Annotated in this window: 17 protein-coding genes; 14 read left to right on the top strand and 3 right to left on the bottom strand. The window is 33.6% G+C overall.

Annotation, left to right across the window (positions count from 1 at the left end; translation table 11 throughout):
- Both ACQY44_RS02165 and ACQY44_RS02170 read left to right on the top strand, forming a co-directional pair.
- Nucleotides 1-786 (top strand): aminotransferase class I/II-fold pyridoxal phosphate-dependent enzyme (locus ACQY44_RS02165; RefSeq protein ID WP_428228788.1); only part of this gene is annotated, 786 nt, incomplete at its 5' end.
- A 119-nt stretch (nt 787-905) separates the two neighbouring features.
- The gene (locus ACQY44_RS02170; RefSeq protein WP_428228789.1) at nt 906-1,388 is read left to right on the top strand and encodes a hypothetical protein; all 483 of its coding nucleotides are present in this window, start codon (nt 906-908) and stop codon (nt 1,386-1,388) included.
- A gap of 70 nt (nt 1,389-1,458) precedes the next feature.
- Here the strand turns inward: ACQY44_RS02170 and ACQY44_RS02175 are convergent, their stop codons facing one another.
- On the bottom strand, nt 1,459-2,577 hold the full coding sequence (locus ACQY44_RS02175) for a GTP cyclohydrolase (RefSeq protein WP_428228790.1): 1,119 nt from the start codon (nt 2,575-2,577) through the stop codon (nt 1,459-1,461).
- A 51-nt stretch (nt 2,578-2,628) separates the two neighbouring features.
- On the bottom strand, nt 2,629-3,606 hold the full coding sequence (locus ACQY44_RS02180; protein WP_428228791.1) for a transporter: 978 nt from the start codon (nt 3,604-3,606) through the stop codon (nt 2,629-2,631).
- Nucleotides 3,607-3,729: 123 nt separating this feature from the next.
- Here ACQY44_RS02180 and ACQY44_RS02185 point away from each other — a divergent pair, with 123 nt between their 5' ends.
- From ACQY44_RS02185 to ACQY44_RS02220, 8 genes are all read left to right on the top strand, one after another.
- Entirely contained in the window at nt 3,730-4,014 is a 285-nt protein-coding gene (locus ACQY44_RS02185) for a DUF4834 family protein (RefSeq protein WP_428228792.1), read from the top strand.
- A 51-nt stretch (nt 4,015-4,065) separates the two neighbouring features.
- A complete protein-coding gene (locus ACQY44_RS02190) occupies nt 4,066-6,501 on the top strand; it encodes a YfhO family protein (RefSeq protein ID WP_428228793.1) in 2,436 nt (811 codons plus the stop codon).
- A 73-nt stretch (nt 6,502-6,574) separates the two neighbouring features.
- The gene (locus ACQY44_RS02195) at nt 6,575-6,742 is read left to right on the top strand and encodes a hypothetical protein (RefSeq protein ID WP_428228794.1); all 168 of its coding nucleotides are present in this window, start codon (nt 6,575-6,577) and stop codon (nt 6,740-6,742) included.
- Entirely contained in the window at nt 6,739-7,212 is a 474-nt protein-coding gene (locus ACQY44_RS02200) for a DUF6036 family nucleotidyltransferase (protein WP_428228795.1), read from the top strand. Before ACQY44_RS02195 ends, ACQY44_RS02200 begins: the two co-directional genes overlap by 4 nt.
- A 75-nt stretch (nt 7,213-7,287) precedes the next feature.
- Nucleotides 7,288-8,577 (top strand): glycosyltransferase family 4 protein, encoded by a 1,290-nt coding sequence (locus ACQY44_RS02205; protein ID WP_428228796.1) that lies wholly within the window; start codon nt 7,288-7,290, stop codon nt 8,575-8,577.
- A gap of 60 nt (nt 8,578-8,637) precedes the next feature.
- On the top strand, nt 8,638-10,107 hold the full coding sequence (locus ACQY44_RS02210) for a lipopolysaccharide biosynthesis protein (RefSeq protein ID WP_428228797.1): 1,470 nt from the start codon (nt 8,638-8,640) through the stop codon (nt 10,105-10,107).
- 95 nt (nt 10,108-10,202) lie between these two features.
- Complete coding sequence (locus ACQY44_RS02215; protein WP_428228798.1) at nt 10,203-11,855, top strand: mechanosensitive ion channel family protein; 1,653 nt, start codon at nt 10,203-10,205, stop codon at nt 11,853-11,855.
- Between the two features lie 240 nt (nt 11,856-12,095).
- A complete protein-coding gene (locus ACQY44_RS02220) occupies nt 12,096-12,395 on the top strand; it encodes a hypothetical protein (protein ID WP_428228799.1) in 300 nt (99 codons plus the stop codon).
- A gap of 139 nt (nt 12,396-12,534) precedes the next feature.
- On the opposite strand, the gene uvrA is transcribed toward ACQY44_RS02220, so the two are convergent.
- Nucleotides 12,535-15,330: an excinuclease ABC subunit UvrA gene (gene uvrA / locus ACQY44_RS02225; protein ID WP_428228800.1), complete on the bottom strand. Its 2,796-nt coding sequence runs from the start codon at nt 15,328-15,330 to the stop codon at nt 12,535-12,537.
- Between the two features lie 366 nt (nt 15,331-15,696).
- Here uvrA and ACQY44_RS02230 point away from each other — a divergent pair, with 366 nt between their 5' ends.
- The 4 genes from ACQY44_RS02230 (at nt 15,697) to ACQY44_RS02245 (ending at nt 24,915) form a co-directional block, all read left to right on the top strand.
- The gene (locus ACQY44_RS02230) at nt 15,697-18,498 is read left to right on the top strand and encodes a triple tyrosine motif-containing protein (RefSeq protein ID WP_428228801.1); all 2,802 of its coding nucleotides are present in this window, start codon (nt 15,697-15,699) and stop codon (nt 18,496-18,498) included.
- Between the two features lie 241 nt (nt 18,499-18,739).
- Nucleotides 18,740-21,802, top strand: a complete 3,063-nt coding sequence (locus tag ACQY44_RS02235; RefSeq protein ID WP_428228802.1) for a SusC/RagA family TonB-linked outer membrane protein — start codon at nt 18,740-18,742, stop codon at nt 21,800-21,802.
- Between the two features lie 11 nt (nt 21,803-21,813).
- Complete coding sequence (locus ACQY44_RS02240) at nt 21,814-23,295, top strand: RagB/SusD family nutrient uptake outer membrane protein (protein ID WP_428228803.1); 1,482 nt, start codon at nt 21,814-21,816, stop codon at nt 23,293-23,295.
- Between the two features lie 12 nt (nt 23,296-23,307).
- Complete coding sequence (locus tag ACQY44_RS02245; RefSeq protein WP_428228804.1) at nt 23,308-24,915, top strand: hypothetical protein; 1,608 nt, start codon at nt 23,308-23,310, stop codon at nt 24,913-24,915.
- The last annotated feature ends 1 nt before the right edge of the window (nt 24,916 follow it).

The following is a 24,916-nucleotide window of genomic DNA, read 5'->3' on the forward strand; positions in this document are numbered from 1 at the left end:
AATGATCTTGAAAGTATCGAAAAAAACCTGCAACGTGCTACTAAAATGGCAACTGAAACAGGCGGCGGAATTTTATTTATCACTGAAGGTGTTTTTGGAATGCGAGGACAACAAGGTAAATTAAAAGAAATTGTTGCCCTAAAAGAAAAATACAATTTCCGTTTATTAGTAGATGATGCACATGGTTTTGGTACTCTTGGTAAAACAGGAGCCGGAGCAGGTGAGGAGCAGGGAGTTCAGGACGGTATTGATGTTTACTTCTCTACTTTTGCAAAGTCAATGGCTAATATTGGAGCATTTTTAGCGGCTGATAAAGATATTATTGATTATTTAAAATACAATTTACGTTCTCAAATGTTTGCAAAAGCATTGCCAATGATTCAAACAATTGGTTCTTTGAAACGTTTAGAGTTATTGCGTAATCACCCGGAACTGAAAGACAAACTTTGGGAAAACGTAAATGCATTACAAAGTGGATTACGTTCCAGAAACTTCAATATTGGAGATACTAATACCTGTGTAACTCCGGTTTATCTTGAAGGTAGCGTTCCGGAAGCGATGGTAATGGTAAACGATTTAAGAGAAAACTATGGTATTTTCTTGTCGATTGTAATTTATCCTGTAATTCCAAAAGGAATTATTTTGTTAAGAATGATTCCAACAACTTCACATACTTTAGCTGATATTGATGAAACCCTGGTTGCATTTGAAGCAATTCGTGAAAAATTAGAAAACGGTACTTATAAAGAGATTGCGAGCAGAACTAAAGTAGATTTAGACGCTTAGTTTCTTCTGAATAAATTCCTAATATGGGAATTATGTAAAAAAATCCATTCGTTATGCGAATGGATTTTTTTTATTTCTATTAAATTTATCCTTGTAAACCAAAGTAAAAAAGAAAAATTATGAAAAAAGTATTAGCCATAACCGTAGTTGTTTTAGTTGTTTTTGTTTCTTGTAAAAAGACAGCACCTGCACCGGAAATTGTTCCAAGTGCTCCAAAAGCGGCTGAAATTGTTGAACCTTCAGGAGACCAGTGTTTTGCTTTTGCAAATGACAGCAGTAATGTCGAATTGAGTTTTAATGTTAATTCGCATCAGGAAGTAAACGGAAAACTAAGCTATAAGTTATATGGAAAAGATAAAAATGAAGGAACTTTGATTGGGAATATGAAAGGAGATACTCTGATTGGAGATTATACTTTTATGTCCGAAGGAGTCTCATCTATTAGGGAAGTTGCTTTTTTACAACGAGAAAATACTTTAATTGAAGGTTACGGAGATGTTGCAGAGGCAAATGGAAAAGTAATTTTTAAGGATAAAAAGAAATTGAAGTTTGATCCTAAAATGATGTTGACAAAAGTAGAATGTAAAGTTAAAGTAGAATAGTATTTAGATATAAAAAAAATCCAATTGCCGCGGCGATTGGATTTTTTTTATGTTAATAATGAAGACTTCCTTAAAGGTCCTTGCGATATGTTTTTCTCTGGCAGTGAATTTTTGGATCAAAGTTTTTCCATAATAGATGAATTGCAGTATTCTCTGCTAATTCAGGAGTTCTAATACAATTTTGAATTCCTTTTTCAGAGAAAGTTTTGAAATATTCATCAAAAATAATTGCTGTAACACCTTTGTTCTGATAATCCGGATGAACTCCGATTAGGTAAAAAACAACGTCTTTACTTTGTTTTCTGGCTTTTAATAAATGAATAAAACCAAACGGAAATAATTTACCTTTTGCTTTTTGCAATGCTTCAGAAAAACTGGGCATCACAATACTAAAAGCGACTAAATTATCCTCTTTATCGACTACAAACTTGATATATTCCGGATTGATAAAACTGATGTATTTTTTCTTGAAATAATCTTTTTGAACATCTGATATCGCGACAAACGACGCAAGATTTGCATAAGATTCATTAAACAAATCAAACATTTTGTCTACGTGAGGCATAATGTCTTTTGTCTTTGTGAAAGTTAAAGAGCGTAAATTATATCTTTTTTTGATGAGTTCCTGTGCTTTCAGGAAAAATTCAGGTTTAACATTCGAGAACGGAAAAATACTTTCGATATATTCTTTTTCTACCTCAAAACCTAATTGCTCAAAATGAGTTACATAATAGGGATTGTTGTACCAGGTAATCATGGTTCCCATTTGGTCGTAACCTTCTGTTAGTACACCAACTTTGTCCAAATTTGAAAATCCCATAGGGCCTTCAACATATTCAAGGTTGTTTTGTTTTCCTAACTCGTATACTTTTTCTAATAAAGCTTTTGTAACTTCGATATCATCAATTACATCAAACCATCCAAAACGAACTTTTCTTTTATGCTGGTTGTTTACTTCTGACCAATTTATAATAGCACTAATTCTGCCAACAATTTCATCGCCTTTATAAGCCAGATAGAAATAAGCTTCGGCATTGTCAAAAGCAGGATTTTTGGTTTTATCAAAAGATTCTAATTCATCTGCAATAATGGGTGGAACCCAATAGGGATTGTCTTTGTAAAGTGAGAACGGAAATTTGATATAGTTGGTTAATTCCTTTTTGGTTTTAGCTTCTTTAATTGTAATCATCAAGATTCTGTATGTAAATGTCCCTTTGTCGGGAGAAGTTGTTATTAATTATTATTCGTACTTGGCTTTACGTTTTCTTTCTTTTGCCTGATAATCGATTTCTCTTTGTTCTAACTCGTTATCTTTATTCTTTTTTGCTTTTTCACTCTTCTTGAACTCCATTTGTTTTTCTTTATAGCTTCCGTCATAACGCCATGAAACTCCAACTCCTCCGTATAATATTGAAGGGGTATTTTTGAAATTGGTACTTACTGAAGCATCAACCTGAAGATTAGAATTGATTAAATAAGCAGCTCCGCCGCGAACAATGGCATCGCTGTAAAAATCACTTTTATAACCTTGATTTTCAATAAAACCGGACCATTTATCATTAAATCCGTGTGTCAATGTCAAAACATAGCCATAACTTGGGTAATCTGTTCCAATATAGTCTGCGATGATATTAGTTACGAAAACCCATTTTCCTCCTCCAAATAAGTTTTGAGTAATCAAAGCAACTTTAGGAGAAATTGCGGATTGTGGAGAAAAATAATAAGGATTATCAGCACCAACAAAATTTGCCCCTGCAAAAATAGAAACTGCAGGAATTAATTCGTGCCAATTGAAACTACGATTGGCTTTGTAGCTGTAAATATTTGCTTCTTTTTTATAATTTTTATAAGGATCATAGATTAAATACTTAGCTCCTAAAACGGTTTGCCTGAAATTATTCTTTTTATAACTCGTGTAAGGAGTATTAAAATTTTCCATTTGATACTGCAAATCGACAATAAATTCTAATTGCTCTAAAAAAGCGCCGTATCGTAAAGTTAAATCTGTACCAAAACCACTGCCATCATAATCTAACAGATCATGTTTTTCTTTGATGCCGTATACACCAAGTTCCGCCTGAATGACTGATTTTCCAACTGCATACGCAGACATTGTTTCGCCTGGACGATTGGAGTTGATAATGTCAGTATATTGTGCGAAAAAAAATTGAGGAACAAAACAAAGGGCTGCAATAAAAAAGTTTTTATTTTTTAACATATTGTGTTTTTTGATTAAAAAGTAATAACGCATTTCAAATGTACTATATTTTATTATTTATTTAAGATTGATATTTTAATTTTAAAGAATGGATTTATTAATTTTGAAAAAAATTATACAATTATGCAAGAAGCATCTTTTTCAGGTTTAATAAAAGCTATATGTTATATGATAGCATTTTATTATATTTTTAAATTTTTAGCTAGAATCTTTTTGCCGGTATTGGTTAAAAAAGCAGTTGAAAAGGCAGGAGAGAATTTTCAGAAACAACAACAATATAGCCAAGGTAATTCATGGCAAAAAACACGTACGAATAATGATGAAATAATCATCGATACGGCCAATGCAAAAAAACCTCGTGAAACCAAAAAGGTTGGCGATTATGTTGATTACGAAGAAATAGATTAAGTTTGTATCCTAGATTTATAGGATTCATCATTTAACCCAAACCAGCCTAAATTGAAAATAGTAAGTAAGTTCTATCCGCATGCCCTCGTTATACTGGGCTTTATTGTCGTTTCTTTAGTTTATTTTTATCCTGTTTTACAAGGAAAACAAATTTTCCAATCGGATATTGCTCAATATACCGGAATGGCAAAAGAGCAAAATGATTTTAGAGCTACAGAACATTCTGAACCGTATTGGACAAATTCTGCGTTTGGTGGTATGCCAACTTATCAGCTGGGGGCTAATTATCCTAACGATTTTGTAGGTAAAATAGATGATGTCCTACGTTTTTTACCACGCCCTGCTGATTATCTGTTTTTATATTTCTTAGGTTTCTATGGACTTTTATTGGTTTTAAAAACAGATCCGTTAAAAGCTTTTATTGGGGCACTTGCCTTTGGTTTTTCTACTTATTTAATTATCATTCTTGGTGTTGGACATAATGCAAAAGCACATGCAATTGCTTATATGCCACTTGTTATTGCCGGATTCATACTGGTATTCCAGAAAAAATATATTTGGGGAGGTTTGCTCACCATGTTTGCGGTTGCGTTAGAAATTAACGCAAACCACTTTCAAATGACCTATTATTTATTGATTTTCTTATTGATACTTTCAGGTTATTTTGCTTTTAATTTCATCAAAGAAAAAGAATACAAACCACTTCTAACTGCTTTTGGTGTATTAGCTGTAGCCGGAATTTTTGCAATTGGAGCAAATGCGACTAATTTAATGGCAACCAGTGAGTACGCTAAATTTAGTACCAGAAGTAATAGCGAATTGACTTTTAATCCTGATGGATCTAAGAAGACGAATGAAAATGCTCTAAGCAGGGAGTATATTACAGAATACAGTTACGGAATTCCGGAAAGTTTTAACCTAATTGCCCCAAGACTTTTTGGAGGTTCGAATCATGAAAATGTTGGAACTGATAGCCGTATGTATGCATTTATGCTTGAGCAGGGAGTTCCATCAGAACAAGCACAGGACTTTGTATCCGGAATGCCAACTTATTGGGGAGATCAGCCTATTGTTGCAGCTCCTGCCTATATTGGGGTCGTGGTTTTCTTCTTAGGCGTTTTAGCATTATTTATAGACGATCGAAAAATAAAATATGTGTTTCTTTCGGGAGCATTGGTTTCTTTAGTACTTTCATGGGGAAAAAACTTCTCGTTATTAACAGACTTTTTTATCGATTACGTTCCAATGTACGATAAGTTCAGGGCAGTTTCATCTATTCAGGTTATTCTGGAATTGTGCTTTCCTGTACTGGCAGTTATGGGATTGCAATCGTTTTTTAAAGCTAAAGACGAACCAAAATTACAGCAAAAAGCTTTAGTGCAAACAGGTGTTTTTGGTTTGGGAATTATTGTGATTTTGGTATTTGCCAAAGGTATGTTTCATTTTACAGGAAGCAGCGATAATTATTTCTTGCAAACCTACGGACCAGCATTCGTTGACGCCTTAAAAGAGGACAGGAAAAGTTTGTACTCTGCGGATTTATTGCGTTCAGGCTTTTTTATTGTATTGACTTTTGGAATTTTATGGTTGTTTATCAAAAATAAACTGGCTCAAAATACCACCTTGATTATTGTTGGTCTTTTAATGATTTTCGATTTGTTTTTTGTGGATAAGAAATATGTTTCGGCTAAAGATTTTGTGAGTCCGGTTCAAATTGCAGCTCCATTTCAGGAAACACCTTCTGATGCTCAGATTTTAAAAGATACAACGCAGTACAGAGTATTTGAAGTAAATGGAAATATGTCTAGCGCCCGTGCCTCTTATTTTCACCATTCTTTAGGAGGATATCATGCAGCAAAACCTAGAAGAATTCAGCAATTGTTTGATTATCAGATTGCGAAGAATAATATGGAAGTTCTGGATATGTTAAATGTTAAATACATCATCCAAACGGATAAAGAAGGAAAAGAATTTCCAACTGTAAATCCCAATACAAATGGAAATGCGTGGTTTGTAAGTACCGTAAAATTGGTCAATAAGCCAGATGATGTGATGAAGGCTTTAGATCATTTGGATACTAAAAAAGTGGCTGTTTTTAATGTTCGTGAACATGAAGGCAAATTTAAAAATGCCCGTATGAAGAAACAATGGGATACAACAGGGACGATTAAAGTAGTAACGTACAAACCTAATTATATCAAATATAAATCTGATAATAAGAATGATGGTTTAGCTGTTTTTTCTGAGATATATTATAAAAATGGCTGGAATGCCTATGTTGATGGTAAGTTGACAGATCATTTTCCGGTTGACTATGTTTTAAGAGCAATGGAAGTTCCGGGTGGAGAACATACTATTGAGTTTAAATTTGAACCTCAGGTTGTAAAAACGGGAAGTATAGTTACTTTAATAAGCTCAATTATAATGTTGTTGCTTTTGATTGGTGGAATTTATTTCGAAAGGAAAAAGGTAAAAACAGAAAACTAAAACTCAAGGTTGTTTTAACTAAGGAATATCACATGATTTAGTATCTTTACTAATGTCTTTTAAAAACTGGACAATGAAAAAAAATGTGTTAAGTTTTGGTACTCCAAAAGAGTTAGAAGTTAGGAGGATAGCTGAAGTAAAATCACTTTCTTACGTGGAAAGATTAGAAAGATTAATGGCGATCATTGAAGTTTCTTATACACTGAAAACTGCTAAAGTAATTCAATCTAAAAAACGATGAATGAGCAAATAGTTGCTATTTGGAATAGTTTTTTTAAAAACAAAGTTAAGTACATAACTATTGGAGGATTTGCAGTAAACATATACGGATATAATAGAAGTACTGGCGATATTGATATCTACTTAGAGGATACCATTGAAAATCGGATTAATTTAAGAAAAGCTTTAAAATCAATTAATTTAGGTGATTTTGAAACTATTGAAACGATGCAATTTATCCCCGGTTGGACTGACTTTAGCTTAAACTACGGTTTGAGATTAGATATTATGACTGCTGTAAAAGGTTTAGAAGATAAATCTTTTTCTTCATTATTAGAAGATGCCACAATTGTAATGATAGGAGAAACTCCTGTTTATTTTATTGATTATGATAATTTAATAATTGCTAAAAAAGCTTCGAATAGGCCTAAAGATCTTATAGATATTGAAGAGCTCGACAAGATAAATAATGATAAAGATGATTTGAAATAAAATCATTTTAAAATGATTGTCATACTTATAATAACGCCTAAATTTGCCGCTTTTAAACAATAAACCCCATTTTTCTTGGAACAAAAAAAGCTTTTAATCATTACCTATTATTTTCCACCGGCTGGAGGTCCAGGCGTGCAGCGTTGGTTGAAATTTGTAAAGTACTTACCTGAATTTGGTATTCAGCCAATTGTTTACATTCCTGAAAATCCAACTTATCCAATAGTTGATGAAGGTTTAGTCAGTCAGATTTCTGATAAAGTAATTGTTTTGAAGAATAAAATTTGGGAACCTTATCAGCTGGCATCTGTTTTTTCGAAAAATAAAACCAAGAAAATTAGTTCCGGAATTTTTCCTCACAAGAAAAAACAGACTTTTTTAGACAAAACCTTTCTTTGGATTCGGGGAAATCTTTTTATTCCGGATGCCCGTGTTTTTTGGGTAAAACCTTCAGTAGCTTATTTGGAAAAATATATTAAGGAAAGTAATATAGATACGATTGTCACCTCGGGACCACCGCATAGTTTGCATTTAATTGGTTTAGAATTAAAAGAAAAATTAAATGTGAAATGGTTTGCAGATTTTCGCGATCCGTGGACAACAATTGGGTATCATAAAGCCTTGCGTTTATCAGACTATGCCGCTAAAAGACATAAAAGTTTAGAACATAAAGTGCTAAATACGGCTGATACGATTATTGTAACGAGTAAAACTACAAAAATCGAATTTCAGGCGATTACCAATAAACCTATTTCGGTTATTACAAATGGTTATGATATCGAAAACGTTGAAAAACAAACTTTGGATACCAAATTTACCCTGGCACATATTGGGTCCTTTTTGTCGGATAGAAATCCAGAATTCTTATGGGAATGTTTAGTGGAGTTGCTTCAGGAAATTCCGGATTTTAAGTCCCATTTAGAAATTAAATTAATAGGAGCTGTTAGTCAGGAAGTTTTAGATGCTATTGCTGAATTTGATTTGAATAATTATTTGAATCTTTTGGGTTATGTTTCGCATCACGAAGCCATTGCGCATCAAAAAAAATCCCAGGTTTTGCTTTTAATAGAGATTAATTCTGAAGATACTAAAAGCATCATCCCGGGTAAGTTATTCGAATATATGGTATCAAATCGCCCAATAATTGCTATTGGTCCTAATGGTTCCGATTTTGCGGATATCATAACAGAAACAAATACAGGTGTATTTTTTGATTATTCTGAAAAAGAGAAGTTAAAAAGCGTAATTTTGGCTTTTTATAATCAGTTTTTGGAAGGGAAATTACAAGCTAATGGTGTTGGTTTACAACAATATTCAAGAAAAAACCTGACCGGACAATTGGTGCAATTGATTAATGAATCTTAAGATTGCCATAATCTGAAATCAAATCCGATAGTTATCGGTACTAAAATCTAAAATCCAAAAATGGGTATTGTTTTAAATCAGTCTTTCAAAAATACAATTATTACTTATATAGGTTTCGCTATTGGAGCCATCAATACTCTTTATTTGTACCCAATTTATCTGGGGGCAACATATTACGCGTTAACAAATTATATTCTGTCTGCGGCAAATGTTATTATGCCGCTGTTTGCGATTGGAATGCAAAATACATTAGTCAAATTTTATTCCCAATATAAAACCGAGGAAGAAAGAGAACAGTTTTTATCTTTTACGGCTTTGTTCCCTATCCTGATGTGTATTCCGTTAGGTATTATCGGGATTTTCTTTTTTGACGATATTACAGCTTTTGTGACAAAGAAAAACCCTGTTGTAAAAGAGTTTATGTTTCTGATTCCGTTTATAGGAATCTGCATGGCCTATTTTGAAATTTTCTACGCATGGGCAAGAGTTCATATGCACTCTGTTTTTGGAAATTTTATAAAGGAGGTAGGCTTACGTTTGGTTTCTACTATCGCTTTGGTAGGTTTATATTTTAACTGGATGAACCTTATTCAGTTTGTATATTTTACGGCAGCTATCTATTTTGTGGCATTTTTGGTTACGATGTTTTATGCTTTTTATATCAAAAAACCAAAGTTTCAAATCAGTATTCCGGTGAATGTAAAAAGTGTAATGGAATATACTTTTTACATTATTCTCTCAGGAAGTGTAGCCAATTTACTTTTAGATGGTGATAAACTGATACTTAATCAATACATGAAGATTGAGAATATTGCTTATTATTCGGTGGCAACGTATATTGCTTTAGTGATTTCAGTTCCAAGTCGTGCGATGCATCAGATTGTATATCCAATTACAGCAAGGTTAATGCACGAAAACAAACATGATGAGCTCAATATTTTGTACAAAAAAACCTCAATAAATCTTCAAATTGTGGGGGGATTTGTCATGTTATGTATTTTTGTTAATATTAGTCAGCTCTATGAAATAGTTCCTGAAGATTACAGAGGTGGTATTCCCGTAGTTTTTATGATTGGTTTATCAAAGTATTTTGATCTTATCTTAGGTAATAATAATGCGATCATCTTCAATACAAAATACTACCGTACGGTATTGTTTTTGGGACTGGCATTAGTGGTTGCAACCTTTGTTTTAAATATAATTTTTATACCAATTTTTGGTATTAAGGGGTCTGCATTTGCTACATTATTATCCATTACTCTTTACAGCTTAGCCAAGTTAATGTTCGTGGTTAAGAAACTTGATTTATATCCGTTTACAAAACAAAATCTACATTCGTTAGCCGTTACGGGGGCTTTGTTTTTGATGTTTTATTTTTGGGAGTTTCCTGTTTATCCATTGATTGGGATTGCCTTAAAATCAATTTTAGTAACTATTCTGTACGTTTACTTAAACTACAGGTTTAATATTTCTCCGGATATCAATAAAGTGATTGATACCATTTTGAGAAAGATGAAAATTAAAATTTAGTACGATTTTATTGAGAAAACATAAAGTAATTTAGATTCTGATCTGTTTTGTTTTTATATTTGTTAGAAAGGATAACCACTTATTGCTAACAGAATATGAAAAAGAAATTAATTTGTTTTTTAGCGTTCTTCATTGTTTTGTTTTCTCAGACTACTTTAGCTCAAAATAACAATAAGCAAACAACAAAACCGGATCTTACCCAGACAAAATTAAAAGGATATCCTGTCAGTCCTTTTAAAGACACTCTTTTTTATGTTTACAATAAAGTAGGTTCTTTTTCTGCCGAAAGCAGGGCAAATGCCATTACCGAAAAAATCAGAAAACTTTATGAAGATTCTTTTTTTGTTGCAGATTCAATTGCTGTAGTCCCTTCAGATATTTCTCAGGATATCATGTATAAGAATGATTTTGTTATCATGTCTATTTTAGATATAGATGCAAAAGCAGAAAATCAGACAGCCAGTTATATTGCCGGGAGAAATTTAAATCGGATAAAAAGGGCCATTATTTATCAAAATGAAAATTATTCAATGCTTCCCAAAAGATTGGGGTATACAGCATTACTAATTTTGATTATTGGAATAGTGCTGTATTTTGTAGGTAAAGCTTTTAACAGGATAAAATTGCATATTCTAAAAAATAGCGATAAGTATTTTAAAGGTTTTAATTATAATAATATAAAAATCCTTTCCCCACAAAAGCAACAGTTTCTGGTAATGCGATTGTATAGCTTTGTAAAAGGGATTGTGCTGGTTTTAATCGTTTACCTTTCATTGCCTATATTATTCAGTATTTTTCCGGCAACTGAAGCTTATACCACTACTTTATTACGTTGGATTCTTGCTCCTGCAAAATTAGCTGTTATGGGTTTTGTGAGGTTCCTGCCAAGTTTGGTTACAATAATTGTTATCCTATTCATTTTTAAGTATACGATAAGAGTCATCAGATTCTTTTTTGATGAGATTAAAAAGGAAAATATAAAAATTGATGGGTTTTACAGTGATTGGGCTATGCCGACATTTAATATCATTAGATTTCTGTTGTTAGCCTTTATGGTGGTGATTATTTTTCCGTATTTACCCGGATCAGATTCTTCTATTTTTAAAGGAGTTTCCGTATTTGTTGGTGTTTTGTTTTCACTGGGTTCATCAAATGCTATTGCCAATATGGTTGCGGGACTGGTGATTACTTATATGCGCCCCTTTAAGATTGGTGATTTTATAAAGATAGGTGATGTAAGCGGAGAAGTGATCGAAAAAACGGCTTTGGTTACCCGAATCAGAACGCCAAAATTTGAAGATATTACAATCCCTAATGCAACTGTTCTGTCTAGTACATCAACAAATTATTCTTCCAATACAAAACATGTCAACAATGGTTTACTGATTCATACTACAGTTACAATTGGTTACGATGTTCCTTGGAAAGACATTCACAAAGCACTTATAGAAGCAGCATTAAAAACAGAAATGATTGAGCAAACACCAGGGCCTTTTGTTCTGCAAACCAGTCTGGATGATTTTTATGTATCTTATCAGATTAATGTTTACACGAAAGAACCCACAAAACAGCCTCTAATTTATTCTTCTTTACATCAGAATATTCAGGATTCGTTTAATGCTGCCGGAATCGAAATTATGTCTCCGCATTATAATGCACTAAGAGACGGAAATGCCACAACTATTCCCGAAAATTATTTGAAAAAAGATTACGAAGTACCTCCTTTTACTATTAAAAATAAAGAGTAACCAATTGAAAATGTGATATTAATCTTAAAAATTTAACAGTGCTTTGTTTTGAATTTAATTTTATAAAAATTAACTTTAGCTAAGAATTTAGCAACACTTTGCTTTTTAGGATAAAAAATATCTTACATAAGGCAATAAAAGTTGCTGTTATACTGTTTTTAAGATTGCAGTACTTTTTACTAAACCAGAATTCGTGAAATTATTGTAGTAGTATTTGGATTAATTTTTTAAAGAATGATTATGAAAAACAATGCACTCAGTCAGGAGCAGAGCTTACAAGTATTTTCTAATATGATATCAAACAAAGTTCATAACGGATTTACATTAGAAGAGAGAAATGATGAATTCCTTTTTGCAGTGCTGTCTAAAGGCGGAAAAGTAGTAAATCATGGCTTAAATTTCATTATTTTTTGCCTAACATTAGGATTGTGGTCATTTGCATGGCTTTATCTCACAATTGTGGCCTCGAAGCAAAAAAAAGTATTAGTTGCCATCGACGAAGATGGTTTCCCTTTTGAAGAAAGATGTTTAGTTGCCTAACAATTTAAATCAAAAAAGCCATAAATTAAAGTCTAATTTAATTTATGGCTTTTTTATACCTCAGAACCTCAGAACCTCAGAACCTCAGAACCTCAGAACCTCAGAACCTCAGAACCTCAGAACCTCAGAACCTTTCCTCTTACAATTTATCCTTCAAATAAATCCCGGTCACTGATTTCTTTTCTTTCACAATATCTTCTGGAGTTCCTGACGCTAATAAATAACCTCCGTTTTCTCCTCCTTCAGGTCCTAAATCAATAATCCAGTCCGCACATTTTATAAGGTCAAGATTGTGTTCGATTACGATAATCGAATGTCCTTTTGCTATTAAAGCATCAAAAGAAGCTAATAATTTTTTGATGTCATGAAAATGTAAACCCGTTGTAGGTTCATCAAAAACAAATAAAGCTTTGTCTTTTGTAGCGCCTTTTACTAAAAAGGAAGCCAATTTGATACGTTGTGCCTCACCACCCGAAAGCGTCGATGAAGATTGTCCTAATTGTACATATCCTAAACCAACATCTTGTAAAGGTTGTAGTTTCTGGGTAATTTTGGTTTGGTTGTTTTTATCGAAAAAGGCAATAGCATCATCGATCGTCATGGTCAGAATATCGTTGATGTTTTTATTATCAAAAGTAATTTCTAAAACTTCTTTCTTAAATCGTTTTCCGCCGCAAGTTTCACAAGGCAGAGATACATCGGCCATGAAGACCATCTCTACGTTTATTGAGCCTTCTCCTTTGCAAGTTTCGCAACGTCCGCCATCAACATTAAAAGAAAAATGTTTCGCCTGATATCCTCTTATTTTGGACAGTTTTTCTTTGGCATATAAATCACGGATTTCATCATAAGCCTTGATATACGTTACCGGATTTGATCTCGAACTTCTTCCGATTGGATTTTGATCGACATATTCAATATGTTTGATTTGCGAAAAAGAGCCTTTTATTTCGCTGAACTGACCCGCTTTTTCAGCTGCATTCTCCAGCTTTTTTTGCATTGCCGGAAACAAAATTTTCTTAATTAACGTACTTTTTCCACTTCCTGAAACTCCTGTAATTACAGTGAGAACATCCAGGGGAAAGGTAACATTAATATTTTTTAAATTATTTTCTCTGGCGCCAGTAATGTCAATATGATTTTTGAATTTTCGTCTCTTTTTAGGAACAGCAATTTCTAAGTCTCCATTCAGATATTTCGCCGTTAATGAATCTGATTTTAAGATTTCGTCATATGTTCCCTGAGCTACTAAATGACCACCAAAAGTTCCTGCTTCAGGACCAATATCAATAATCATATCAGCAGCTTTCATGATATCTTCATCGTGCTCTACGACAATCACAGTGTTTCCTAAATCACGCAGCGAAAGTAAAACTTTGATCAGTCGTTCTGAATCTTTTGGGTGTAAACCAATACTTGGTTCGTCGAGAATATACATTGATCCAACCAAACTACTTCCTAATGAGGTTGCGAGGTTGATACGCTGGGATTCTCCTCCTGAGAGGGTCGCAGAATTTCTGTTTAAAGTAAGGTAATCCAAACCAACTTCTGTCAGGAATGATAAACGGTTGTTGATTTCGACCATCAGACGTTTTGCAATTTGTTGCTCGTAAACATTTAAATCAATGTTTTTAAAGAAGGTTACCAAATGTTTAATCGGTAAATCGACTAAATCTGAAACCGTTTTACCATTGATTTTTACGTATGAAGCTTCTTCGCGTAAACGTTTTCCACGACAGGCGTGACATTTTGTTTTTCCACGATAACGGGATAACATCACACGGTTTTGTATCTTATAATTTTTTTCTTCGAGTTCTTTAAAGAAACCATTTAAACCCTGAAAATATTGATTTCCTTTCCATATTAGATCTTTCTGATCTTCTGAAAGTTCGAAAAAAGGCTTGTGAATCGGGAAATCAAATTTGTAGGCATGTTTCACCAATTCATCTTTGTACCAGCTCATGCTATCGCCTCTCCACGGATAAATCGCATTTTCAAAAACAGATAAAGAAGTATTAGGAATGACTAAATCAGCATCAATACCAATAATATTTCCATAACCTTCACAAACCGGGCATGCGCCGTATGGATTGTTGAAACTGAACAAATGAACGTTTGGTTCCAGAAAAGTAATACCGTCCAATTCAAAATTATTCGAATAGGTAAATCTTTTATCTGGGTTTAATTCCTGCAGGTAACAAATTCCTTTTCCTTCAAAGAAAGCTGTTTGTACCGCATCGGCCAAACGATTATAGAATTCTTCTTCGTCTTTGACCACAATTCTGTCAATGATCAGTAAAATATCTTTATTGTCAAATTGATGAAGATCCGTTGCTTGAAAATCATCCAGACGAATCATTTCATTATTAACCAAAATACGGGCAAAACCTTGTTGTAAAAGTACTTTTAGCTTATCTTCTAATTGTCTTCCTTCTTCTAAATGAATAGGTGCAAGCAATAGCCATTTGCTGTCTAATTCCAGTTTTTTTACATCGGTAACAACATCAGTAATCGTATTTTTTTTAACCTCCTGTCCTGAAATTGGCGAGTAGGTACGACCAATTCTAGCAAACAAAAGCTTGACATAATCGTAGATTTCGGTCGAAGTTCCTACTGTCGAACGTGCGTTGGTAGTATTCACCTTTTGCTCAATAGCAATTGCAGGTGCAATACCTTTTATGTATTCTACTTTTGGTTTGTCTAAACGTCCTAAGAACTGACGTGCGTATGAGGACAGACTCTCCACATAACGGCGTTGTCCTTCGGCATACAGCGTGTCAAAAGCCAAACTGGATTTACCTGATCCTGAAAGACCTGTGATGACTACAAGTTTGTTTCTGGGAATTGCTACATCTACATTTTTTAAATTATGTACCTGTGCTCCTTTAATTATAATATTATGTTTTGGGTCGAGTGTAGAAAGATCAATTTTCATAAAAAAAGTCAATTTTTACAAAAGTAATCAATTTTGAATTGAGTTTTGTTAATGCTATTGTTCCAAATTTTAACTAATTGCGTTAAAAGGATTGCCATAGATCACATGATTAAAATGATTTTTTTTGCCACAGATTAGAATGATTTTTAAAATGAATACTAATTTACTCCAGTTCAATTCGTGCTAATTTGTGGAATTCGTAGCAAAAAAAATCCGGCAATCGAATTATTTTTATCATTTGATCTGTGGCATATTTTTTAATCATCTGTTTTAAATGTTAAAAATAATTATAGAGACTAATCCTTTCAATAATAAAATAAGCTATTTTAGAACTGTTTTTATACTAAATTAATACCACGGCTAAAATTGAAAACTAAACTTTCTATTCTGCTTTTTTTGATGCGTTTTATCCTGTTTTCACAGGAGTTCCCACCCATTGTCAAATATTCTTCTGCGATTTATGGTGCGGGAAATCAGAGCTGGATGATTGCTCAGGACGATCAGAACTATATGTATTTTGCAAACAACGATGGTCTTTTAGAATATAATGGTACCAATTGGCAATTATATCCTACGCCAAACGAAACGATCATGCGATCTGTGAAAGTTATTGGAAACAAAATTTATACAGGCTGTTATATGAATTTTGGCTATTGGACAAGACAAACGAATGGCAAGCTAAAATACACTTCGCTTAGTGATACCATCAAAAATAAAATTTTAGACGATGAACAATTCTGGAATATTCTTAAATACGACCAGTGGATTTTGTTTCAGTCTTTAAACCGAATTTATATTTATGATACCAAAACGGGAAAATTTAAAATAATTGCACCCAGGAATGGGGTTGTCAAATCATTTGCCTCTAAGAATGCCATTTATTTTCAAACGATAAATGAAGGGCTTTTTGAAATCGAAAGCGGAAAAGCTAAATTAGTTTCTGATCATCCAATTCTTAAGAAGTTTACAGTTGTTAATATGTTTACTACAGAGGATGGTTTGCAGATTCAAACGCAACTGGACGGAATTTACAAATTAGCCGGAAACCATCTGACACGTTTTCCTACTGATGTTGATGCAGCATTAAAATCGGGTTTTGTTTACAGTAGTCAGTTGCTGCAGGACGGAAGTTTTGCTTTGGGAACAGTTTCTAATGGAATTTTTATTATATCAGAGAACGGGAAATTAAAATATCATATTTCGCAAAGTAAAGGTTTAAGTAACAATACTGCTTTGTCGCTTTTTGAGGATAGCGATGAGAATTTATGGGTCGGACTTGACAATGGTATCAATTGCATCAATATTCAGTCACCTGTGCATAGTTTTACAGATGATACCGGGGTTCTAGGAACGGTGTATGCGTCTGCTATTTTTAACGGTTTACTGTATGTTGGAACCAATCAGGGGTTGTTTTACAAACAAAATCAAAGTAATGCCGAGTTTAAATTTATCAACGGAACAAAAGGTCAGGTTTGGTCGCTTTTCGTTTATGATAATACACTTTTTTGCGGACATGATTCCGGTACTTTTATAATTAAGAATGATTCAGCCAGAAGTATATTTTCAGGTTCGGGAACCTGGAAATTTGAACCTGTTCCAAATTCTAAAAATCAGTTACTTCAGGGGAATTATTATGGAATTTCGGTTTTAGAAAAGGTAAACAATCAGTGGGTTTTTAAAAATAAAATAGAAGGGTTCAATTATTCTTCCCGTTATTTTGAAATTACCAATAGTTTTGATGTTTATGTAAGTCATGAATACAAAGGAATTTTTAGATTCAAGTTGGATAAATCATTATCAAAAATAAATGATTTTTATGCTTATAAATCCCCCGCTAAAGGAAAAAATGCAAGTTTAACGAAATTCAATAATCAAATATATTATGCTTACAAAGGAGGGATTTTTAAATTAAACCCAACAACCCAAAAGTTTGAAAAAGACAATTTACTGAGTTCTATTTTTGAAAAAGACGAATATACTTCAGGGAAACTGATCGTAGATAATTCTAATAAAATCTGGCTGTTCTCTAAAAATTACATTCATTATTTTTCTGCCAGTAAGCTGAGCAATCAATTAAAACAAAATATAATTCCGATACCGTCATCGTTAACCAATTCGATGCTGGGTTTTGAAAATATTACACAAATTTCAAAATCAACCTATTTAATAGGGACAACAGACGGCTATTATACGTTGAACATTGATGATTTGAGTTTTAAAAACTATACTGTTTTCATTACTGATATAACGATTAATAAACAAAACGAAATCCTGAAGAATGTTGCTATTGGTGATGAAGGAAGTTTTGATTCAAATGAAAACAATATCACCTTAAGCTATACTGTGCCGGAATACAATAAGTACATCAATTCCGAATACCAGTATTTATTAGAAGGCTTTCAGAACGATTGGAGTGATTGGAGTACAAAAGCAACAATTAATTTTAAAAATCTTTCACCGGGAAAATATACGTTTAAAGTAAGAGCAAAATACGCCAGTACTATTTTGCAAAATACAGCGACCTATACGTTCGTAATTTTAAAACCATGGTATTTAACCCATTTAGCCTGGTTTGTTTATTTTCTTTTAGTGATAGTCCTCGCTTATTTTGTAAATAAAGCCTATCTCAGTTATTATCATAAACAGAAAGAAAAACTGATTGAAGAAAATAATCTGTTATTAGAGATAAAAGAATTGGAAAACGAGCAACAGTTAATGAAACTTCGTAACGAACAACTCTCTCAGGATGTTGATAATAAAAACAGAGAGCTGGCAGTTTCGACGATGAGCTTAAACAGTAAAAATGAATTATTGGCTTTTATAAAGGAAGATTTAAAAAAGACGACTCAAAACGATAGTAATAATATAAAATCGGTCATCAGTACCATCAATAAAAATATTACCGAGGAAGACTCCTGGAATGTTTTTAAAGAAGCATTTGATAATGCAGACAAAGATTTTCTAAAGCGAATCAAACAAATTCATCCTTTACTTACTCCAAATGATTTACGTCTTTGCGCTTATTTACGCCTGAATCTCTCCTCAAAAGAAATTGCTCCGTTATTTAATATTTCGGTTCGAAGTGTAGAGATTAAAAGGTATCGTTTGCGTAAAAAAATGGATTTACGACACGAAATCGGTTTAGTAGAATATATTTTGGCTGTATAGTACCCCGTTAATTCTCTCAAAAAAACTATACATTACCTCAACATTAACTCTTTGTTGTGATTTTATCCGTTATATGTTAAAGAAATTAACATTCGTAATTTATAGTTAAATAAGGGTTGTTTTTGAGATATGTTAAATTTACTGGTATTTTTTTTATGATGTATGTTTTTTGTTGTGGTTATATTTATCGTTTTCCTAAGTGTATACGATAAATTTATCTTTCAATAAAAACTAACTAATTATGAAATCCAAATTATTACTAACCGTACTAATGCTGTTTACATCTTATGCGTTTTCGCAGTCCTTAGATGTAAGCGGAACAGTACTAGATGGCTCAGGATTATCACTGCCTGGCGTAAATGTAAAAGTTAAAACTTCGTCGCAAAGTACAACCACAGACTTCGACGGATCTTTTAAACTATCAGGAGTTCCTAAGGGAACTACAATTGTTTTCAGTTATATCGGTTTCCAGACACAGGAAGTTGTGGTTTCAGGAACTAAAATAACAGTTAAAATGAGCGACGATGCAAGATCTCTTGATGAAGTCGTAGTTATTGGTTACGGAACTCAAAAGAAGAGAGAAGTAACAGGAGCTGTTTCTACGGTTGACAGTAAAACGCTTGATCTTTTAAAACCAATAAAAGTAGAACAAGCCTTGCAGGGAACTGTTTCGGGTGTAAATGTTACTACACAATCCGGAGCTCCGGGTGCGGGATTGGATATTCGTATTCGTGGTGTGGCAACAAATGGTCAAAATGGTCCAACAGCAATTATTGATGGTTATGTTGGTGAATTAGGATTACTTAATCCAAATGATATTGAGACTATTACTGTTCTTAAAGATGCACAAGCGGCTATTTATGGAACTATTGGTGCAAACGGAATTATTTTGATTACCACTAAAATGGGTAAAAAAAATACCAAAACAAAAGTATCATTTAATAGCTATACCGGGTTTCAGGAAACATCTCGAAAATTACCAACCTTAAATGCTACAGAATATGCGCTTTTATTAAACGAAAGTTACGCTAATGGCGGCCAGGCGCTTCCTTATCCAAATGTAAGTGGTTTAGGAAAAGGTACAAACTGGCAGGATGAAATTTTTAAAAAAGGAGTTCCTATTATCAACAATGATTTAACCATTTCGGGCGGATCAGAAAAAATTACCTATTCTATAAGTGGTTCACATCTAGATCAGGAAGGAATTGTTGGCGGCGATAAATCTGGTTTTTTAAGAAATACGGCCAGAATAGGATTGACGGCTGATTTAAGTGATAAATTCAAATTAAAAACGAATGTTATCTATACTTATTTTAACCGAAAAACACTAAACGAGAATGGTCTAGGTTCTGTTTTGTTTAATGCTTTAAATGTGCCTGCAACGTTTGATGTATACGATGATAACGGCGATTTTACTAAAATCCCAACCACATTAGGAAACGAAATTATCAATCCGCTGGCTCAAATTGATAATACGTATAATGATTACAACTACAAAAAAATAAATGGAAATTTTGGTTTAGACTATAAGATCTTCAAAGGATTTGTATTATCAAGTTCAATAGGTTTTAATACTTCAAACAGTGAGTCAAAAACATTTGCAAAACAAATTTTATATTGGAATAATCCAAGTGACAAAGTATTTGATGTGGTAAGAAGCAGTGTAACTCAGGGAGCTGTAAATGACAACAATTATTCATTTGACCTTTTTGGAACTTATACAGCGAAAATTGCTGAAAATCATAACGTTGTAGGTACAGTTGGTACAACTATTTTTAAAGAATGGGGTAACGGCCTTACGGGAACAGGTTTTGATGTACCAAACAACTCCTGGGAGTATGCTGATATTTCTTTAACAAAAGGTTTGTCAAATACACTAAACAATACATCTTATGTATATGACCAAAGAAGACTTTCTTATTTTGGAAGAGTACAATATGATTATAAAGGAAAATATTTGCTTTCTGCAATGCTTAGACGTGATTCATCAACCAAATTCGGACCTGGCAATAAAGTAGCTTATTTTCCTTCTTTTACAGGAGGTTGGGTGATTTCTGATGAAGGTTTTTTTGGAGAATCAAAAACAGTAAATTTCTTAAAATTCAGAGCCAGTTATGGTACTTTAGGAAATGATCAAATCCCGAATTATGGTTATTTAGGACTTTTAACAGGAGAAGCTACTTACGTTTTTGATAAAACATTAGTTAACGGAACCGCTACAGGACAAGTGCCAAATCCTGATTTAAAATGGGAAGAAGCCAAAAAATTTGATGTTGGTTTTGATATGAGACTATTCAACGACAGGTTTTCTGTAGTTGCGGATTATTTTATAGATACCAGAAAAGATTTATTAATCCCGAATATTCCAGTTTCAGGAATTACTGGTACAGGTGCTCCGGGTGCAAGTTCTCCAACTTTAAATGCTGGTACAGTAAGAAATTCAGGATTGGAATTTGCGGTAGATTATAAAGCAAAATTTTCAGATAACTTCAATATGAGCGTAGGGTATAACGTAACGTTCATTAAAAACGAAGTATTAGAAGTAAATAACGGAACAAGAGTTGTAGAAGGCGGTGCTTTTGGAGTAGGGCAGCCATTTCCTGCAAGAATGGAAGAAGCTTTACCGGGTCAGAAAAAAATGCCTATCGGATATTTCTACGGATATAAAACAGACGGTATTTTTCAAAATCAGGCAGAAGTTGATGCTCATCCTTCTCAACTCGCTTTAGGTGCTGATGCAAAACCGGGTGATCTTCGTTTTGTAGACGTTAACGGAGACGGTGTAATAGATACAAAAGATAAAACCAATATTGGAGATCCGATTCCTAATGCTACAATGGGATTTAATTTACAATTGAATTATAAAAATTTAGATTTTGCTGTTTACACATTTGCTTCTGTCGGAAACGATATGGTACGTAATTATGAACGAACAAATCCTTACGCAAATCGATTAGATTATGTTCTGGACAGATGGACAGGAGAAGGAACGAGCACCACTGTGCCAAGAGTAACTACAAGTGCTACATCAAATAATAATTTTTCAGATTATTATGTAGAAGATGCTTCTTATTTCAGAATCCAAAATATTCAGCTGGGATATACACTTAATCCACAGATATCCCAAAAAGCCGGAATAACAAAATTAAGACTTTACACAGGAGTAAATAATTTATACACATTTACAAAATACAAAGGATTTGATCCCGGAGCTTCAAATGGGGCACCAATTGGAGGAGGAATTGATTACGGATTCTATCCTATCCCAAGAACTTATTTGTTGGGCTTAAACATTAATTTTTAATTTTAATTAAAATGAAAAAATATTTATTTACAATACTGCTGACGATAACATTAATTTCAACTGTAACAACTTCTTGTTCAGATGATTTTGTTGATCCTAAAGTGCCTTATTCTATAGATTCTGAAAATTATTTTAACTCTAAAGCAGATTACGATCAGGCATTAATTGCCGCTTATGATTTGCTTCAATCCTCTTATGTAAATGTTTTGTTAGGCGAAATTGCCTCAGATAACACATTGGCAGGAGGAGAAAGCCCGACAGACGTTATAGGTTTTCAGCAAATAGACGATATGATTCACACGCCTGTAAACAGTAATTTGAGAGATATCTGGAATTGGATGTTTGCAGGAGTTCAAAGAGCCAATTATATTCTTGAATTTAAAGATAAAACAGATTTTGAAGGAAAAACACAGCTTATAGCCGAAACACGTTTTCTTAGAGCATATTACCAATTTGAATTAGTAAAATGGTTTGGTGGTATACCGATGAAAGGCGATGCGAGGTTTAAAATTGGAGATGAAAAAACAATACCACGCTCATCAGTAGAACAAGTTTATGCCTCAATCGAAGCTGATTTAATTTTTGCGTCGGCTAATTTATCTTCAACAGCATCTCAAAAAGGAAGAGTAACAAAAGGGGCTGCTCAAGCATTATTGGGAAAAGCGTATTTATATCAAAATAAATTTGCTCAGGCAGCAACTTCTCTGGATGCTGTGATAAGTTCAGGGAAATATACTCTGGAAACAGATTATGATAAGATGTTTGAATTGGCTGGAGAAAACGGACCTGAATCTGTTTTTGAAGTACAATATACGGATGTAGAAGGAGCAGGTTTTGGTTGTTTGCAATGTAGTGAAGGGAACGTAGCAGTGGGTTTTAGCGGAATCAGGAATTATTCCGGACCACTTTTTTCTTCTGGATTTAGTTTTAACATTCCTACCAAAGAAAGTTTTGATTCTTTTGAAGTAGGGGACAAGCGTAAAAACGTTGCGATACTAGATATTGTGGCCTGGGCTGCAGCGAATACCGGGGTAACTTACGGAAAAGGAAATGAAGACACCGGTTATTTTAATAGAAAATACCTGCCAAGAAAAAGAAGTGCTGAAGCTCAGGGAGATTTGAACTTAACCAATCCAAACAACTACAGAGCGATTCGTTATGCAGATGTATTATTAATGGCGGCAGAAGCATACAGCCGTGGCGGAATTGATGATACAAAAGCAAGAAATTACCTGAATCAGGTTAGAAGACGTGCTTTTGGAGATCTTAATCATGATATCTCGGCTTCCGGACCGGCACTTACCGATTTTATCTTGGCAGAAAGAAGAGTAGAGCTTTTTGGAGAAGGACATCGTTTCTTTGATTTAGTAAGAACTGGAAAAGCAGCTGGAAAAATCCCGGGTTTTAAGGCAAACAAAAACGAGTTATTTCCATTACCAATCGAGGAAATTCAGTTTGCAAACGGAAACTGGCAGCAAAACCCTGGATATTAAAAAAACACTATTATGAAAAAATTACATTTTATTATAAGTCTTTTCGTTTTAACAATACTTCAAGGTTGTTCAAGCGATAACAGCAATATTGATTTGGAGGATTTAGGCGCACCTGCAAATATAGCCGCCTTGACCACTGTAACTCAGGATAACTCCGGGAAGGTGACTTTTATACCTACAGGAGAAGGCGTTACGCAATACAAAATAAATTACGGAGACGGATCTCCCGAATCAGATTATTTTTCTTCAGGAGCGACTATAACCCATACGTATAAAGAAGGCGTTTATAAGGCTAAGATTATTGCAATGGGAGTAAATGGAAAAACTACCGAAGTAACGAAGGATGTCGTTGTTTCGTTTAAATCTCCAGAAAATCTTGTGGTAGTAATTACCAATGATTTATCAGTTTCTAAAAAAATAACAGTTAAAGCAACGGCAGATTTTGCCTTGTTTTACGATGTTTATTTTGGAGAATCCGGAAAACCTGAGCCTGTTTCAGTTAACAATGGGGAATCAGTTTCATATACGTATAAAGAAGCTGGAGTTTATACCGTTCGTATCGTTTCAAAAAGTGCGGCAATTAAAACCATTGAACATACAGAGCAGATTACAGCAAAAGTAATAGTTAATCCAACTGCTTCAGCTCCAACACCGCCTAACCGAACAGACGGAAATGTAATTTCTGTTTACAGTTCAAAATATAAAGATGTTGCAGGCACTAATTTTAATCCAAATTGGGGACAATCTGGAGGTCTAACAGAATTTGAATTGGCCGGTGATAAAATGTTGAATTATACGAATTTAAATTATCAGGGAATTGCATTTGCAGATGGTGTAAAACTTGATGTTTCAGCAATGGATTATATTCACCTTGATGTTTGGACCGCAGATTTACAAAAACTGGCAATTTTTCTTATTAGCAGTACTAAAACAAATGGTGAAAGACCAGTGACAAAAGATCTGGTTGCCAACCAATGGACAAGTATTGATATTCCAATTTCTGCATTTACCAGTCAGGAAGGATTTACAGTAGCTGATATTTTTCAACTTAAATTGGTTGGAACCCCTGATGGTAAAAATATCTACCTTGACAATATCTACTTTTATAAACTACCGGCTGAATCAGTAGCATTGCCTCTTGATTTTGAATCTGCTAATTTAAGTTTTGCCTGGGGTGGATTTGGGAATGTAGAGGCTTCTGTAGTAACAAATCCTGATAAAACCGGAACTAATGTTTCTGACAAAGTGGTTAAGCTAAACAAAAAATCAGGAGCAGAAACTTGGGGAGGAGCAAGTTTAAATCTTGAAAGTACACCTGATTTTAGTAAAGGAACAAAAGTAAAAATAAATGTATGGTCTCCAAAAGTTGGAGCTGATATATTATACAAAATGGAAGTTTCGACCTCTCCAAAAAACGGAGATGGTAATCCTTCAGTCTTTATAGAAGTACATGCAACAACAACAATTGCCAATGCCTGGAACGTTTTAACATTTGATCTTACAAGCGCGGCAGATTTTAGTACCAGTAATAAATACGATAGGGTAATTTTATTTCCGGACTTTGGAAAAGGAGGAACAGGAGAAACGTACTACTTTGATGATATAAAACAATCCAACTAAA

Origin of the sequence: Flavobacterium sp., assembly GCF_965277525.1 — a bacterium.
Lineage (GTDB): Bacteria > Bacteroidota > Bacteroidia > Flavobacteriales > Flavobacteriaceae > Flavobacterium.